Genomic DNA, 15,864 nt, shown 5'->3' on the forward strand with positions numbered 1-15,864 from the left:
GGACTGTCTATCGCAAAAATTTCTTATTTATATGAAAAAATTAAGAACAAAGTGAATTAATTGTGCAGATCGCTGATATTTGCAGTTTGTCGGTACTTTGCCGGTGTGCTGCCGGAATGCTTCCTGAACACCGAACAGAAATGGCTCGTCGATCGGAATCCGCAGTCGGCCGCGATGTCGGCGATGGGCCTGTCGGGGAATTGCAGCAGTTGCAGACGGGCGTTGACGATGCGGGTGACGGTCAGGAAATGGTGGACGGTCTGCCCGACCGTCTTCTTGAACAGGCTGCAGAGGTATTCGTTGGATACGCCGGCCTCGGCCGCGATGTCCTCTATGGACAGCGGCTCCATGTATCGCCGTTCGATCGCGGAAATGGCGCGGTCGACGATCGGGTTGGCGTTGTAGGTGCCGATGTGCTCGACCTGGCTGATGCGTTCCGACAGGCCCAGCAGCAGGTGGAAGCATGAGGCGGCGATGCCGTTGTGATCCTGGCGGTCGCGCATGTAGAGGTGGAACATGTCGGCGATGCGGTCCCGGAAGAAATCCGGATCGGAAAAGTAGTATGCGCCGGAGTCGTACATGCTCAGCTGCATCAGCAGGGTGGCGCACATCGGCCCCTTGAATCCGACGAAGTGGACGGTCCAGTCGTCGCTGAGCGGCCGGTAGGTGTGAGTGACGTGCGGATGCAGAAGAAAACCCTGCTTCTCGCGGATGACCATACGCTGATCGTCGACGGTGAGGGCGCCGCTGCCGCGTTCGCAATAGAACCATTGGTACAGGCTCATGCCGCGTGGTCGGTCGATGGTTTCCTGCTTGTGGTTGTAGCCGAGGATATTGACCTCAAGCGGCATGGCGTCTTTGCCGCGCCTGCGGTTACTTAGTGTGATAATCACGATATCTCCACAAAAAAATTAATCATTTACTATCAATATTATTTTATTGCGATGGACGACGATTGACTTCGGCGCTGTAATAAGACTGTTCAGACCAAAGGAGTTTGAAACATCGGCCCGTCACCTCAATGGGGTGTCATCCGCCGATGAAGCGGTTCGATTGTCGAAGGAGATAGTATGGCTGCTGCTTCCGGTAGCTTGGCGTCGAAGTATTTGCCTCGTGTCGGTTATATGGCGACCGAGATGGGTACGACGTTCAGCTTTTACATGATCAGTTCGTTCCTGAGCGTGTTCTACACGGACGCGGTGGGTTTGACGCCGATGGTGGTGAGCACGCTGATGCTGGTGGTGCGCGTGATCGACGCGGTGGTCGCGCCCATCCTGGGTGGCATCATCGACGGCACGCGCAGCAGGTGGGGCCGTTGCCGTCCGTGGCTGTTGTGGGGCCTGCCGTTCCTGGTGCTGCTGTCGATTCTGACGTTCTCGGACTTCGACTTCTCGGGCGCGGGCAAGGTGATGTACGCGTATATCACGTACATCGGTCTTGAGCTGGCGTTCATGTTGGTCGATACGTCGAAGGCTGCTCTGGTGAACACGATCACGGCGGACGGCCAGGAGCGCGTGGTGCTCAACTCGTGGCGTTCGGCCGGCGGCTCGATCATCAACATCGTGCTGTCCGCCATCACGATGCCGATCATCCTGTTCCTGGGCAACGATTCTGGTGCCTACCAGATCACGAACGTGATCTACATCATCGTGTGCATCCCGCTGATCCTCGCCGGCTTCTTCCTGTGCAAGGAGACCGTGGTCGACGCGACCACGAGCGGTGAGAAGGTGAAGTTCTCGGAATCCATGGCCTCGCTGGTGAAGAACCCGATGCTGCTCCTGCTGGTGGTCTCGAGTGTGCTGGGCACGGCCGCCTCGCTGTCGCGTATCGGCACGCAGGTGTACTACTACCAGCATTCGCTGCAGCGTGCGGACCTCGCCGGCACGATCATGGTGGCCTATCAGGTGGGCCAGTTCCTGGTCCCGTTCGTCGTGCCGACCGTGCTGCGGTTCCTGGGCAAGAAGATGGGCATGATCGTGGCGAACGCTTTGGATGGCGTCGCGCTGCTGGTCCTGTTCCTGATGGGGCCGAATGCGAACCCGATCGCGGTGATCGTGTGCACGTTCTTCGTCGGGTTCTTCGCGATGAGCGCGCTGATGAGCTTCTCCGCCACGTCGGACTGCATCGAGTACGGCTACTTCCGCAACGGCAAGCGTACGCCGGGCGCCTCGGTGGGCGTGATGACGATGAGCGTGAAGCTGGGCCTGGCGATCGGTGGATGGCTCGGGCTGTTCCTGCTGGGCTTGTTCGGCTACCAGCAGGGCGTGGAGGTGACCGAGGGCATGCGCGAGAGCATCAACTTCGTGGTCAACGCGGTGCCCGCGATCCTGACGTTCCTGAGCGTGCTGCCGATGATCCCGTACTCGCTGACCAACAAGCGCATGGACGAGATCAACGCCGCGAACGCCGAAACCGACGCCAAAGCGGCTGAACTGCAAGGTGCCGATAAGGCCTGATCGTCAATCGCAACGTGAGCCGCTCGACCATCTCGTCCGAGCGGCTCACGGTTCCCGCCGTCGCCCGGCATCCGTGGGAGCGGGCGTCGGCATGCAAGCAAATGTGGTCGTAAAGAGAACAATCGGTTCATCGACGAACCGTCGGAAGGCGCGGCGCGCGCATAAGAGCAGGCCGAAGTGTTGGGTCCATCCATCGGCAGTGAGCGATGATTCAAGCGAGGAAGCGCGGGCATCGCGCCTTGGGTGTGTCTTGGAAAGGAATTGTGGCAATGGCTGCTGCAGTAGGTGTGAAATCCAAGTATTTGGCTCGTTTTGGTTATATGTCGGCTGAGATGGGTACGACGTTCAGCTTTTATATGATCAGTTCGTTTCTGAGCGTGTTCTACACCGACGCCGTCGGCCTGACCCCGATGGTGGTGAGCACGCTGATGCTGGTGGTCCGCGTGATCGACGCGGTCGCGGCCCCGATCATGGGCGGCATCATCGACGGGACGCGCAGCAAGTACGGGCGCGCCAGGCCGTGGCTGTTGTGGGGCCTGCCGTTTCTGGTGCTGCTGTCGATTCTGACGTTCTCGGACTTCGACTTCTCGGGCGCGGGCAAGGTCATGTACGCGTACATCACCTACATCGGCCTCGAGTTCGCCTACACCCTCATCGACACGTCGAAGGCCGCGCTGGTGAACACGATCACCGCGGACGGCGACGAGCGCGTCATCCTGAACTCGTGGCGCTCCGCGGGCGCCGCGGTCATCAACATCGTGCTGTCCGCCATCACGATGCCGATCATCCTGTTCCTGGGCAACGATTCTGGTGCCTACCAGATCACGAACGTGATCTACATCATCGTGTGCATCCCGCTGATCCTGTGCAGTTTTCTCTTCTGCAAGGAGACGGTCGTCAACGTCAATGTGTTCGATAAGCCCGTCAGGTTCTCCGAATCGCTGGGTTCGCTGGTGAAGAACCCGATGCTGCTCCTGCTGGTGGTTTCGAGCACGTTGGGTACGGCCGCGTCGCTGACCCGCGTCGGCACGCAGGTGTACTACTACCAGCATTCGCTGCAGCGTCCGGACCTGGCCGGCACGATCATGGTGGCCTATCAGGTGGGGCAGTTCCTGGTGCCGTTCGTCGTTCCCGCGCTGATCAAGGTTGCAGGCAAGAAGATGAGCATGATCATCACGAACCTGCTGGACGGCGGGGCGCTGTTGGTCCTGTTCCTACTCGGTCCGGATGCGAATCCGATTCTGGTGGTCATCGGTTCGTTCTTCGTTGGATTCTTTGCGATGACAGCGCTGATCATGTTCTCCGCCACGTCGGACTGTGTGGAATACGGGTATTACCGTAACGGCAAGCGCATGCCGGGTGCCTCCGTGGGCGTGATGGCAATGAGCATCAAGCTGGGGTTGGCCGTCGGCGGATCGCTCGGTCTGTTCCTACTTGGCTTGTTCGGCTACCACCAGGGCGTGGTCGTGGATGAGGCCATGCGCGAGAACATCAACTTCGTGGTCAACGCGGTGCCTGCCATTCTCACGTTCCTGTGCGTGATTCCGCTCATCCCGTACAAGTTGACCAACAAGCGCATGAAGGAGATCAACGCCAAGAACGCAGAAGCCGACGCCATACTCGCCAGTCGGAATGCCAGCGTCGATTAGCGTCGATTGACGTGTCCACGCCGTGGATAATGATACGGTTCGAATGGCGTTGTCTAACCGTCACATCCCCACCACATTCCTCTCAGCGAGCTTTGAGGGAAACGCTGAAGTTCCTCCAAGCAACGAGCGGTTATATGGATGTCGTCAGCAGTTACGGCTGGTGGCGAGGTTCCTGGCAGAACCCCATAACTGAACCCTTCTTCTCTCTTCTCTCTCACCCGGCGGCTCCCTCCGCCGGGTTTCTCTTTGTTCGGACGGGGATGGTTGGTCCGGAGGCGGGTTGAAGAAAGGTAAACGATGTACTATGGTGATGGATGCGATGGCGGGATATCGCGGCGGACACTGGCTCGACGATGAGGATCGGGCGGAGCGAATCCCCGCATGAGAAAGGAACCACACATGCAGTATCGCAACGTCGGCAAGGCCGGCATTAAGGTCAGTGAGATCGCGCTGGGCAGCTGGATGACCCGGCTGGAGGACACGGCCGCCGTGGAGAACGCGGCGCAGATCGTACGTAAGGCGTGGGAGGCCGGCGTCAACTTCTTCGACTGCGCCGACGCCTACTCGGGCGGCGACGCCGAGATCTTCCTCGGCCGTGTGCTCAAGGAGTATCCACGCGACGAGGTCGTGGTCTCCAGCAAGGTGTTCTTCCCGACCGGCCCTGGCTCGAACCAGCACGGCCTGTCCCGCAAGCACATCCTGGCCAACTGCGAGCGGAGCCTGAAGAACCTCGGCATGGACTACATCGACCTGTATTACTGCCACCGCTTCGATCCGACCACGCCGATGGAGGAGACCCTGCAGGCGCTGAGCGACCTGGTGGACCAGGGCAAGATCCTGTACTACGGCGTCTCCGAGGAGTGGAGCGCGGCCCGGCTCGAACGCGCCCAACGCATCATCTCCGAGCGCGGCCTGCACCCGATGACGGTGGTCCAGCCGCAGTACCACATGCTGGATCGCTACATCGAGCATGAGATCATTGAGACCTGCGAACGCTACGGCATCGGCATCACTCCGTTCTCGCCGCTCGCGCAGGGCCTGCTGACCGGCAAGTACCGCAAGGGCCAGCCGTTGCCGGAGGGCTCCCGTGCCACCTGGCAGTCCGACCATCAGATCAACGACCTGCTCACCGAGGAGAATCTGGACAAGGTGGAGGCGCTGCGTTCCGTGGCCGATGGCCTCGGCCTGCCGATGCCGGTCATGGCGTTGGCATGGATCCTGCGCCTGCCGGTCATCAGCTCGGTGATCGTCGGCGCCAGCAAGCCCAGCCAGCTCGAATCGAACCTGGCGGCTTCGGGCGTGGAGCTGCCGGCGGACGCGCTCGCCGAGATCGACCGCATCCTCGGTTTCCGCCGGTTCGAGCGCCATATCGGCTGACGATCAGGGGAGCGAACAAACACGGTGTGGCCCAAAACCCGTTTGGGCCACACCTAAGTGGTCCTTGTGGTGCACGGTGCCGGCGTTGGTACGCCATATGGGCCTGACAAGCGTCGGCAGTCACGAAAAAACCACATACATCCGCATAGGGCTAAGCAGCCGGAAAACGTTGCGATAACGCGGCAACACGCGAATGTAGTACAAGGTTGCAGCCGGTGATGGTTGTTCTAGAATGAACCGCGTTTGCGAATCCGAACAGGGGGTTCGGCCGGGAGAAGAGCCGGTGACGGGACTACTCGAAACACGACGGACGTGAATCGTAGCGGCCGCGGAATGGCCGCACCACAAAACCGAAACCGAAAACCAAGCAAACACAATCCAAGAGTCAGCCGGTGACCGTCGAACGAGACGGTGGCGTAGCCATGCCACCGGATTCTGCGCGGCCATGTCCGTCCAGCGGCGCCGACGCCTTGCGGATTGCCTACCTACCACAGGAGTGAGGGTTCCCATACCATGTATGTCGATCCGAACCGCAACCAGCAGGCCAGCAACCTCCGTTGGATCCTGCCGTACTGCAAACCCGACCTGCCACGAGTGCTCGGCGCGGTGCTGCTGTTCATCGTCAATGACACGATGGCGCTGATCATCCCGCTGATCACCGGTGTGATCGTGGACCAGGTCATCACCGGCGGCCACGCCGACATGCTGACACGGCTGTGCCTGATCATGATCGTGTTCACGCTGATCCGCGTGGGCTCCCGCTACGGCTACCAGATGTTCATGGAGCGTTTCGGGCAGAACACCATCTTCCGTCTGGTCTCCGACCAGTACGAGAAGCTGCACCAGCTCGACTTCACCTACTTCAACCACACCCGCGTCGGCGACATCATGAGCCGCATGACCTCCGACACGGACGCGATGCGTCACTTCCTGTCCTGGACCACCTACAACATCCTCGACTGCGTGGTGATGTTCGTCGGCGCGATCTGCGTGATGTTTGTCATCGACTGGCGACTCGCCCTCGCCCTGGCCTGCGTGACGCCGTTCATCTGGTTCTTCGCGCGCCAGCTGTCCAGCCACGCGCGGCCGTTGTTCCTTGATATCCGCAACTCCCTCGCCTCGCTCAACTCCATGGTGGAGGAGAACATCGAAGGCAACCGCGTGGTCAAGGCCTTCGTGCGCGAGGACTACGAAACCGAGAAATTCGACGAGCGCAACGACGACTACATGCAGCGCAACATGGCGCAGGCCTACAACTCCCGCCGCTATCTGCCCTGGCTGGACGGCTGCTCGTTCTCCCTGCAGCTGATCACGCTGGTGTTCGGCGGCTGGCTCGTGATCAACGGATACATGACCCTCGGCAACCTGGTCAGCTTCAACAGCTTCTTGTGGATGATCGACGGCCCGGTGCGCCAGTTCGGCTGGCTGCTCAACGACCTGCAGCGTTTCAACGCCAGCTGCGTGAAGATCCGCCGCCTGCTCACCGCCAAGTCGCGCATCGTGGAGAAGCCCGACGCCGAGGAGTCGGTCAAGCAGGCCGTGACCATCCAAAGCCAGGTCGGCCAGCAGCGCGCGGCCGCCCCCGACCGCATCAGCGGCGAGATCCGGTTCGACCACGTCAGCTTCGCGTTCCCCGACGACCCGAACACCCCGATCCTCAAGGACATCGACTTCTTCGTGCCCGCGGGCACCAAACTCGGCATCCTCGGCGAAACCGGCGCGGGCAAGTCCACGCTCGTCAACCTCATCTCCCGGTTCTACGACCCGACCGTCGGCCACGTCGTCATCGACGGCATCGACGCGCGCGACTGGCCGCTGATCACCCTGCGCTCGCAGGTGTGCGTCGTCGCGCAGGACACGTTCCTGTTCTCCGACACCATCGGCGGCAACATCGCCTTCGGCGCCGGCAGCAACCGCGACGAGAACTACATCCGCCGCATGGCCGCCATCGCCGGCGCGGACGGGTTCATCCGCTCGATGCCGGAAGGCTACAACACCGTCGTCGGCGAACGCGGCGTCGGCCTGTCCGGCGGGCAGAAGCAGCGCCTGTCACTCGCCCGCGCGCTCGCGGACGACCCGGCCATCCTGATCATGGACGACACCACCAGTGCCGTGGACATGGAGACCGAGGCCGAGATCCAGCAGCATCTCAAGGAGATGGGCGGGTCGAAGACCATCATCACCATCGCCCACCGCATCTCCTCGATCAAGGACGCCGACCTGATCCTCGTGCTCGAACACGGGCGGATCGTGGAGCGCGGCGACCACGCCAGCCTGGTCAAATCGCACGGCCGGTACTGGGAGATCTACAAGAAACAGCTCGGCATGCAGTCCGGGCGTTCGCAGGGATACGACGAGTAAGGAAGGAGGATTCGACCATGGCACAACGCAATACCTACCGCGAGGACGAGGCGCTTGAGGAGCAGATCAACCTCAAGGACATCCTGCGCATCGGCGTCTATCTGAAGCCCTACAAGGCCGACGTGTTCCGCATCCTGGCCGTCGTGATCTTCATGAGCTGCATCGCCGTGTCCATCCCGTACATGACCAAGATCATGATCGACCAGATCATCCCGGCCGGAGATATGACCGGACTGCTGATCCTGGGCGGTGTGTTCCTGGCGGCGATCGTCGTATTCGAGCTCTGCCTGCGGTATCGCACGGTGGCGATCACGCGCGTGGGCCAGCTGATGCTCAAGGACATGCGCCGCGACATCTTCACCCACATCCAGACCCTGCCGTTCAGCTACTTCGACTCGCGTCCGCACGGCAAGATCCTGATCCGCGTGGTCAACTACGTGAACACGCTGTCCGACACGCTCTCCTCCGGCCTGATCAACGTGATCTCCGATGTGTTCACGTTCCTGATCACGTTGGTGGTCATGTTCGTGATCGACTGGCGGCTGGCCCTGTTCAGCCTCATCCTGTTCCCGGTGCTCATCATCTGGGTGCGCGTGCTGCAGTACTTCCAGCGCAAGGCCTACCAGAAGCTCTCCAACAAGCAGAGCAACCTGAACGCCTACATCCACGAGTCGATCGCCGGCGTCAAGACCACGCAGACCTTCGCTCAGGAGCAGGCCCAGTACCGGACCTTCCAGGAGCAGTACGCCGACCAGCGCACCGCCTGGATGCACGCGGTGCACATCCAGTTCCTCATGTGGCCCGGCGTGCAGACCATCTCCGTCATGACGATCTCGTTCATCTACTACGTGGGCGTGATGGGCTTCGGCGGCGTGAGCGTGACCACCGGCGTACTCATCGCGTTCGTGGGTTACGCGAACAACTTCTGGAACCCGGTCATCAACATCGGCAACTTCTACAACCAGCTGATCACCTGCTCGGCCTACCTCGAGCGCATCTTCGAGACACTGGACGTGGTGCCGGAGATCCGCAACAAGGAGAACGCCTGCGACCTGCCGCAGATCCGCGGTCGCGTGGACTTCAACGACGTGGTGTTCCGCTACGAGGAGGGTGGCCGCAACATCCTGAACCTGGTGGACTTCCATGTGGAGCCGGGCAGGACGATTGCGCTGGTCGGCCCCACCGGTGCCGGCAAGACCACGATCATCAGCTTGCTCTCCCGGTTCTACGACGTCTCCGAGGGGTCGGTGACGATCGACGGGTACGATGTGCGCGACGTGACGCTCGAGTCGTTGCGCCGGCAGATGGGCGTGATGCTGCAGGATACCTTCATCTTCTCCGGCAACGTTCGCGAGAACATCCGCTACGGCAAGCTGGACGCCACGGACGAAGAGATCGAGGCCGCGGCCAAGGCCGTGCACGCCCACGAGTTCATCATGGAACTGCCCGACGGGTACGACACCGTGGTGGAGGAACGCGGCTCGACGCTGTCGGCCGGACAGCGCCAGCTCATCGCGTTCGCGCGCGTGCTGCTCGCCAATCCGCGGATCCTGATCCTGGACGAGGCCACGTCGAATATCGACACCCGCACCGAGGAGGCGCTGCAGGCGGGCCTGAACCACCTGCTCAAGGGGCGTACCTCGTTCATCATCGCGCACCGCCTGTCCACCATCGAGAATGCGGACGAGATCTTCTACATCGACCACGGGCAGATTATGGAACACGGTTCGCATGATGAGCTGTTGGCGCAGAAGGGCGCGTACTACCGCCTGTACGAGTCGCAGTACGCGATGATCCGCGCCGCACACAACGCGGATCTGTGAGCCTTGGCTCCCTGCTGGAACGGAACATCGCTTCAGTGGGCGGATGATGGCTTCAGTGGGCGCCTAGCGGGGGATTTCCTCCGCGAGGCGCCTTGATATTGCAAGGATTAACGGGCCGGGTCTCGGCTGTGGGGCGCCCACTGAAGCGTCAACCCGCCCAGTGAAGGAAGATTGAGGGCGGAAGGAGACGCGTTGCTGGCGAGGGACTTTGGCCGCTCCGGTTCGATTTCGCCAGTTGTGGAACGAGGCGAGATTAACACCTACCGTTATCCGAATATGCCGTGATGTTCGAAGAATCGGGTCTGAATCATTTGTAAAATCCAGTCTGACTAATTCGAAAAAGCCTTAGTGAATCATTCGAAAAAACCATAGTACAATAGTTGAAAAAGCAAGTTTGCATTGTTCTCATGTGTAGGATGTGTGCTAGGAGCCACCCGGTGTGCGCAGTCGTGGCAAGGGAGGGGTCATGTCGGAGTCATATGTTCCGCGCATCGTGGACGCTGCTGTCCGTGACTATCTTGAAGCGTTTCCGGCGGTCTGCATCGAGGGGCCGAAATGGTGCGGCAAAACCACAACGGCCAGTCAGCATGCGGCTTCGCAGTTCAGCCTTGCTGACCCCTCTGGCAGCTTCCGTAACCGGAGTATCGCGCAGCTTGATCCCGCGCTTGCGTTGGAAGGTGCGGAGCCGCGGTTGATTGACGAATGGCAGGAAGCTCCCGCATTGTGGGATGCTGTGCGGTTCGAGTGCGATAGAAGTGTGGGGCACGGGCGTTTCTTGCTGACTGGATCGGCCACGCCGAGAGCGGCGCAACGGCCGATGCACAGCGGTGCCGGGCGCATTGCCCGGCTGCACATGTCATCCATGACATTGATGGAGCAAGGAGTGTCCTGCGGCAAAGTTTCGTTACGAGGATTGTTCGCAGGCGAATCATATACGGCGAATTCCAGCCTTGACCTGGAGAGGATAGCTTCGCTTGTGGTGCGCGGCGGATGGCCCGCGAATCTGGGGATGGACGATTACCACGCCGAATTGACGGCCCGCAGCTATCTTGACGCTGTGGCGGATGACGACTTGTCTGCGGTCGACGGCGCGGCGCGTGATCCTGCGAGGATCCGTCGGGTGCTGACCTCACTGGGACGCAACGAGGCTACGTTGTCCAGCAAGGCAGCGTTGCTGCGGGATACCGCCGAATATCTACCCGAGGACGCCGAGGGCAAAGGTGTCAAGCGCAGGGGAGGACGCGGCCCGGTTGCATTGTCCGAAACGACGCTGGACGACTATCTGGGTGCGTTGAACCGTATGCACGTTATTGAGGACATCCCTGCATGGCGGCCTGCCCTGCGTTCGCCGGTGCGCATCCGCGCGGCCATGAAACGGCATCTGGCCGACCCTTCGCTGGCTGCGGCGGCTATCGGCGGTACCGCGGAAACGTTGCGGACCGATCCGAAGACGTTGGGGTTCCTGTTCGAATCATTGGTGACGCATGATGTGCTGGTATATGCCCGTGCCATGGATGCGCAGGTGATGCACTACCGGGATGATTCTGGTCTGGAAGTGGATCTGATCGTGGAGATGCGGGACGGGACGTGGGGTGCGTTCGAGGTGAAGCTGGGTGCCGTGCAGATTGATGAGGGAGCCGCCAATGTGCTGCGGCTTGATCGTAAGATGAGCGAACGGGGGCAGCGTCCTGCTTCGGTGAAGGCCGTCATCGTGGGGGTGGGGAGCTTCGCATACCGTCGCGACGATGGCGTGCAGGTTATTCCACTGGATACGTTGGGCGTGTGAGCGGCGCTGATAAGTGTACGACGCCCATGGGTTCGCGCATTCGGCATACGCCGAGGACGGCGGTGTAGACTGAGCGGGAACGCATATGGTCACCATGGTGGGATGGAGGTGCTCGATGTCGGAGCGGAACGACGATGATATGGCCGGTACGTCAGATGGCGCCGAACGCCACGATGATCCCGGTGCGCGCGAGGGCATCGTCTTTACCGAAGAGCAGCGGGAGGCGCTGGCCGGGCTGGCCAGCGAGAACACCTACGCCAAGCAGTCGAAATGGCAGACGTTGCGCGAACTGCCGATGAAGGACAAGTGGCCGTTCTTTGCCCAGCATTTCCTCGGTGCCACCGTGGCCATTGTGGCGGCCGTGGTGGCGGTGATTGCGTTCGTGGTGAATCTGGTCACCCAGCCGTCGGATCCGCTGCTGTACATCGCCGGCGTGAATATGCCGCAGGAATACACCGAACCGATGGAGGCTTTGGAACAGCGGTTCGTGGCCGATGCCGAGCTGGACTCCGAGCTGGTCACCTACGACGCGAACTTCACCATCACGGAAACCGGCGTGAGCGGCGGCATGGTGGACGGCAGCTCGCGGTTGTTCACGATGGCGTCCGTCGGGCAGGTGAATACCATCGTCACCGACGAGGAGACATTCCGGGAGTTGTGCGAGCGTGGATTGACGTCCGCGCTGGAGGAGGTGCTGCCCGCAGACCAGATCGAATCGTTTGAATCGGCGGGGATCACGGTCGATTCCGGTGTGAAGGATGCGCAGGGCGATTGGCTGCCGCTCAAGGGACTCGACCTGGACCGTTCCGCCGAATGGACGGCGGACGGCGACCTGCCCGAAGACGCGGTGCTGTGCTTTTCCAACGTGCAGGAGACCGGCGTGGAATACCCGCGGGCGTTCGTGGAATTCCTCGATTTCGCTTGATTTCCGAGGTGTCTGGACCAGACGCCTCCGGTTACTGGGTTCCGGCTCGTTCAGTGGGTGCCGGGCCCTCGGCGATTGCCGGCGATGGTGGATTGACGGAGTCCAGTTGAGTTGTCCGCTGACGCAGGATGTGCGACGATGATTCCGCATCGGCGTGTACAGTCCACCGCATCGACGATTTGTCCACCTGCTGCCGGTGGCCATGTTCGCTATCGTGGACGGCATCCCATGCTGGAATATGATGCGCGAACCGATGCATCCGCGTCCGGAATGCACCTGTAAGGAAGGAAACCCCATGCAAGAGCACAACGCACAACACAGCCGTCCGCTGGAGGTGTTCCGCGTCACCGTGACCGACGCGTTCTGGCACACCGAACAGGAGCTGGTGCGCACCGCGGTCATCCCCTTCCAGTGGGACGCGCTGAACGACAACGTGCCCGGCGCCGCCCCCAGCTACTGCATGCACAACTTCAAGGCTGCCGCGCGCCAGAACGCGTCTAAGGCCGCCCAGGGCAAGGCGTTCGTGCCCCCGACCTACACGTTCCGTGGCTTCGAGGCGTTGCCGGAGGATCCCGCACACCCCGATCCGGACGCGTTCTACGGCTTCGTGTTCCAGGACTCAGACTTCTCCAAGTGGATCGAAGCGGTCGGCTACAGCCTGGCGCAGCACCCTGATCCCGAGCTGGAGGCCACTGCCGACGCCGCCATCGACATCGTCTGCAACGCCCAGCTGGACAACGGCTACCTGGACACCTACTACATCCTCAACGGCATGGACCGCGCGTTCACCAACCTGAAGGACCACCACGAACTGTACTGTCTGGGCCATCTGGTCGAAGGCGCCGTGGCCTACTACCAGGGAACCGGCAAGGACAAGCTGCTCAAGGCCGCCTGCCGTTTCGCCGACTACGTGGACTCCGTTTTCGGACGCGACGAGGGCAAACTGTGCGGCTATCCGGGGCATGAGATCGCCGAGATGGCGCTTGTGCGGCTGTACGAGACCACCGGTGAACGCCGGTATCTGGACCTGGCGCGCTACTTCGTCACCGAACGCGGACGTTCGCCGCTGTATTTCGAGGCCGAGGACCGTCATCGCGCCGAACTCGACGGCACGGCGGTCGAACCGAACACGAACCTGCCCAAGCCGTACGCCTACTATCAGGCGCACGAGCCGGTCGTCGAGCAGACTGAGGCCGTCGGACATGCGGTGCGTGCCGCCTACTTCTACTCGGGCGTGGCCGACGTGGCCCGCCTGACCGGGGACCCCGACCTGCTGGCCGCATGCGATCGGCTGTGGCGCAACATCGTGGACCGCAAGCTGTACATCACCGGCGGCATCGGCGGCACGCACATCGGCGAAGCGTTCTCCTATGACTACGACCTGCCGAACGACACCGCGTATTCGGAGACCTGCGCGGCGATCGCGCTCGCATTCTTCGCCCGCCGCATGCTTGAGATCCGCCCGGTGTCGGAATATGCGGACGTCATGGAGCTGGCCCTGTACAACACCGTGCTGGCGGGCATGGCGATGGACGGCAAGAGCTTCTTCTATGTGAACCCGTTGGAGGTGGACCCGACCGCCTGCCACCGCGACGAGCGCAAGTTCCACGTGAAATCCGTGCGTCAGAAGTGGTTCGGATGCGCCTGCTGCCCGCCGAACATCGCCCGCATCGTCGAGTCGATCCAGCAGTACGCCTATACGGTGAGCGACGATTCGTCCACCCTGTACACTCATCTGTACATGGGTGGTGAGGCAACGGTCGAGCTTGGCGGGCGGCCGGTGGCGCTCGTGATGGACGCGAACCTGCCGTGGCGGGGCGACGGCCGTGCGGTGGTGCGGATTGCGGACAAATCGGACATGCCTGCCAATGCTGTGACCACTGCCACGTTGGCCTTCCGCCTGCCGTCCTGGGCGGGCGGCGAGGCGGCGGCCGACGCGATTCGCGTCGAGGAGGCCGACGGCCGCCTGTCGCGCGAGGTGCATGACGGTTACCTGTACCTCACCGGCGAATGGCGGGATGGCGATACGGTGACGTTCGACTTCCCAATGCCGGTGCGGATGCTCGCCGCGAACCCGAATGTGCGCGAGGACGCCGGCAAGGTGGCGTTCATGCGCGGACCGGTGACGTACTGCGCAGAGGGCATCGATAACGGCGCGGCGTTGTACCTGTTGCACGTGGACGCTGCGGCAGTTGCAGCCGACCCGAACGCAGTGCGCATCGAGCGGACCAAGTTTCACGCCGGAGCCGAAGGTCTGGATGAGCGTGGAACCGGTGAGGTCGAGTCCGTCGATCGCGACATCGTCCGGCTGATAGTTCCCGGCTGGCGTGAGTCCGGTGACGTTCGGAGTGCTGCCGGCGGCTCGCTGTATGCCGCTTGGCATCCGGCTGAGCGCGAGTCCGCGTCGATCACGCTGATTCCGTACTTCGCTTGGGCCAACCGCGGAGAGACCGAGATGACCGTCTGGCTGCATGTGTGAGCGTATGGCGGTGATGGTTGGGCGGCTGGAGGGGCCGGTGGCGTTCCAGTCGGTCGGGCGGTTTGTGTCTGGTCCGGGGTGGCGGCATATGCGGCGCACGATGGACCAGCATGAACTGGTGTTCGTGCGTCGCGGTGTGTTGCCGATCCACGTCGGGGAGCGCCGGATGCATGTCGCCGCGCATGAGGTGGCGCTGTTCCCGCTCGGCGTGGAGCATGCTGGCACCGAGTCCATCACTGCCGACTTGGAGTTCTATTGGATGCATTTCCGATTGCCGGTGTGTGCCGTTGCGCAGGCCGATGCCGGCCGGACGGTTGCGGGGTGTGCCGTCGGCATAGACACGGCAGCGGAGGTGGATGCAGGGCATCGCGCGGTCGGAGGAAACGGCGATGACGGGTTGCATCCCATGATGTCCGGCAGTGCGCTGCCGAAGGATGACCGGTATCTTGTCCTGCCTGATCTGGCCGAGGTCGCGAATCCGGATCGACTGTCCGTCATGTTCGCCCAGATGGTCGATCTGTTCGCCGAATTCGGCCCATACCGTAACGCGTACTGCGATTACTTCGCCACCAGCCTGTTGCTGGAGGTCTCGGCGCAGGAGCGGGCGCGGAGATCGGGGCGGACATCGGATTCCGGGCTGGCGGCCATGCGGTCGGTACGCGCATGGCTGAGGGCGAACGCGTATGAGGATGTCACCGTGGCTGGTGTGGCCGAACGGTTCCACTACACGCCCAGTTACCTGACCTCGCTGTACCGGCGGGTGTTCGGCATCGGCGTCGCCGAACAGATCGCCGAATACCGGATCGATCGGGCGCGCGAACTGCTGTCGTCCACCACCAGCCCCGTGACCGATATCGCCGCCGAGGTGGGATACGACGACCCTAAGTATTTCATGCGTGTTTTCAAACGCCGTACCGGCCTGACGCCGACCCAATACCGTGAAGCCTTCCCCGCGCGCCTGTTCAACACGGAGTGAGGCCGGTGGATTCGCGGGCGATGAGGCGGTGG

The 15,864-nt window shown here is 61.8% G+C and carries 10 protein-coding genes; 9 read left to right on the forward strand and 1 reads right to left on the reverse strand.

Annotated features, from left to right (window positions below):
- Positions 1-56: 56 nt before the first annotated feature.
- The gene (locus B4C31_RS00490) at positions 57-893 is read right to left on the reverse strand and encodes an AraC family transcriptional regulator (RefSeq protein ID WP_291530887.1); all 837 of its coding nucleotides are present in this window, start codon (positions 891-893) and stop codon (positions 57-59) included.
- Positions 894-1,124: 231 nt separating this feature from the next.
- Between B4C31_RS00490 and B4C31_RS00495 the strand changes: the two genes are divergently transcribed.
- The 9 genes from B4C31_RS00495 (at position 1,125) to B4C31_RS00535 (ending at position 15,832) form a co-directional block, all read left to right on the forward strand.
- A complete protein-coding gene (locus tag B4C31_RS00495) occupies positions 1,125-2,456 on the forward strand; it encodes an MFS transporter (protein WP_291530888.1) in 1,332 nt (443 codons plus the stop codon).
- Positions 2,457-2,776: 320 nt separating this feature from the next.
- On the forward strand, positions 2,777-4,105 hold the full coding sequence (locus B4C31_RS00500) for an MFS transporter (RefSeq protein WP_291530935.1): 1,329 nt from the start codon (positions 2,777-2,779) through the stop codon (positions 4,103-4,105).
- Between the two features lie 399 nt (positions 4,106-4,504).
- Positions 4,505-5,482, forward strand: coding sequence for an aldo/keto reductase family protein (locus B4C31_RS00505; RefSeq protein WP_291530889.1), 978 nt, complete (start codon positions 4,505-4,507; stop codon positions 5,480-5,482).
- Between the two features lie 513 nt (positions 5,483-5,995).
- A complete protein-coding gene (locus B4C31_RS00510) occupies positions 5,996-7,843 on the forward strand; it encodes an ABC transporter ATP-binding protein (protein ID WP_291530890.1) in 1,848 nt (615 codons plus the stop codon).
- 17 nt (positions 7,844-7,860) lie between these two features.
- On the forward strand, positions 7,861-9,666 hold the full coding sequence (locus B4C31_RS00515) for an ABC transporter ATP-binding protein (RefSeq protein WP_291530891.1): 1,806 nt from the start codon (positions 7,861-7,863) through the stop codon (positions 9,664-9,666).
- A gap of 466 nt (positions 9,667-10,132) precedes the next feature.
- Positions 10,133-11,452: an ATP-binding protein gene (locus B4C31_RS00520; RefSeq protein ID WP_033507050.1), complete on the forward strand. Its 1,320-nt coding sequence runs from the start codon at positions 10,133-10,135 to the stop codon at positions 11,450-11,452.
- A 115-nt stretch (positions 11,453-11,567) separates the two neighbouring features.
- Entirely contained in the window at positions 11,568-12,377 is an 810-nt protein-coding gene (locus B4C31_RS00525) for a hypothetical protein (protein WP_291530892.1), read from the forward strand.
- Between the two features lie 295 nt (positions 12,378-12,672).
- The gene (locus B4C31_RS00530) at positions 12,673-14,856 is read left to right on the forward strand and encodes a glycoside hydrolase family 127 protein (protein ID WP_291530893.1); all 2,184 of its coding nucleotides are present in this window, start codon (positions 12,673-12,675) and stop codon (positions 14,854-14,856) included.
- A gap of 4 nt (positions 14,857-14,860) precedes the next feature.
- Complete coding sequence (locus tag B4C31_RS00535) at positions 14,861-15,832, forward strand: AraC family transcriptional regulator (RefSeq protein ID WP_291530894.1); 972 nt, start codon at positions 14,861-14,863, stop codon at positions 15,830-15,832.
- Positions 15,833-15,864: the final 32 nt, after the last annotated feature.

The sequence above is a fragment of the Bifidobacterium sp. UBA4282 genome, assembly GCF_002394995.1.
Classification (GTDB): domain Bacteria; phylum Actinomycetota; class Actinomycetes; order Actinomycetales; family Bifidobacteriaceae; genus Bifidobacterium; species Bifidobacterium pullorum_B.

Excerpts from the sequence above, each read along its gene's own strand:
- B4C31_RS00515 (WP_291530891.1), top strand. The coding sequence starts at position 7,861 with ATGGCACAACGCAATACCTACCGCGAGGACGAGGCGCTTGAGGAGCAG.
- B4C31_RS00535 (WP_291530894.1), top strand. The coding sequence starts at position 14,861 with ATGGCGGTGATGGTTGGGCGGCTGGAGGGGCCGGTGGCGTTCCAGTCG.
- B4C31_RS00525 (WP_291530892.1), top strand. The coding sequence starts at position 11,568 with ATGTCGGAGCGGAACGACGATGATATGGCCGGTACGTCAGATGGCGCC.
- B4C31_RS00500 (WP_291530935.1), top strand. The coding sequence starts at position 2,777 with ATGTCGGCTGAGATGGGTACGACGTTCAGCTTTTATATGATCAGTTCG.
- B4C31_RS00530 (WP_291530893.1), top strand. The coding sequence starts at position 12,673 with ATGCAAGAGCACAACGCACAACACAGCCGTCCGCTGGAGGTGTTCCGC.
- B4C31_RS00510 (WP_291530890.1), top strand. The coding sequence starts at position 5,996 with ATGTATGTCGATCCGAACCGCAACCAGCAGGCCAGCAACCTCCGTTGG.
- B4C31_RS00495 (WP_291530888.1), top strand. The coding sequence starts at position 1,125 with ATGGCGACCGAGATGGGTACGACGTTCAGCTTTTACATGATCAGTTCG.
- B4C31_RS00520 (WP_033507050.1), top strand. The coding sequence starts at position 10,133 with ATGTCGGAGTCATATGTTCCGCGCATCGTGGACGCTGCTGTCCGTGAC.
- B4C31_RS00505 (WP_291530889.1), top strand. The coding sequence starts at position 4,505 with ATGCAGTATCGCAACGTCGGCAAGGCCGGCATTAAGGTCAGTGAGATC.